1 protein-coding gene is annotated in these 857 nt (G+C 55.5%); it reads right to left on the bottom strand.

Annotated features, from left to right (window positions below):
• Window positions 1-13: 13 nt before the first annotated feature.
• A protein-coding gene (locus GVL52_RS27915; RefSeq protein WP_160012652.1) for an IS5 family transposase occupies window positions 14-777 on the bottom strand; the annotation gives its coding sequence in 2 pieces (ribosomal slippage) (window positions 14-462 and window positions 462-777; 765 coding nt in all).
• Between the last annotated feature and the right edge of the window lie 80 nt (window positions 778-857).

Here is an 857-nt window from a genome sequence, read left to right as displayed (position 1 = left end):
CTAGGCCGTAGACTCATAACGATCTGATCCAAATTCTTGCCGCTGCTAGTTTGACGGCAGCGAGAAAGTTTGCCGGGTCTTTGTCGTATCGGGTTGCGATGCCTCTGAACTGTTTGATTTTGCTGAAGAAACGCTCGACAAGGTTGCGCTGCCGGTAAACCCATTGGCTGAAAGGGAAGCTTTCTTTCCGATTACTCTTGGCTGGAATATTGGCCCAAGCCTGCTTCTGCTTTGCAAATGCTCTTATCGCGTTGGTATCGTAGGCCTTGTCCGCCAGTAGGATCGCGCCTTTGGAGATCGTCTGCAGCATCGGCTCGGCCATGCGGCCATCATGGGCTTGGCCGGCCGTGAGTGCGAGACGGATCGGTCGGCCGTCTGCATCGACAACGGCGTGGATTTTGGTGGTCAAGCCGCCACGGGAACGTCCCATGCAGCCATCGTCTTGATCCCCCTTTTTCCCGTCGCCGCATGTTGATGAACACGGACACAGGAGCTGTCGATCATGACGATATCGCCATCGAAAGCCTTGGAAATTTCGCCCAGAACATGATCCCAGACACCCGCCTTGCGCCATCGCACGAACCGGTTGTAGCAGGTGGTGTACGGACCATATCGATCCGGAACGTCTGCCCAGGGCGAGCCTGTCCGGAACCGCCACAAGATGCCGTTGATCACCCGCCGGTCGTCAACGCGGGGCACACCGCGCGGCTTATTCGGCAACAAGGGTTGAATAACAGTCCACTCGAAATCGGTGAGATCAAACCGGCGACGGGTCATCAGAGGCCTCCAAATCAAGGCTTCAGTGAATCAAAATCAAACCGATTTGCAAACCTGGTTTATGAGTGTGCGACCTAGCT

It is taken from the genome of Rhizobium sp. 18055 (assembly GCF_902706285.1).
In the GTDB taxonomy this organism is placed as follows: Bacteria; Pseudomonadota; Alphaproteobacteria; order Rhizobiales; family Rhizobiaceae; genus Rhizobium.
The sequence above is the reverse complement of the archived record's forward strand: the minus strand, read 5'-3'. Positions and strand labels throughout refer to the sequence as shown.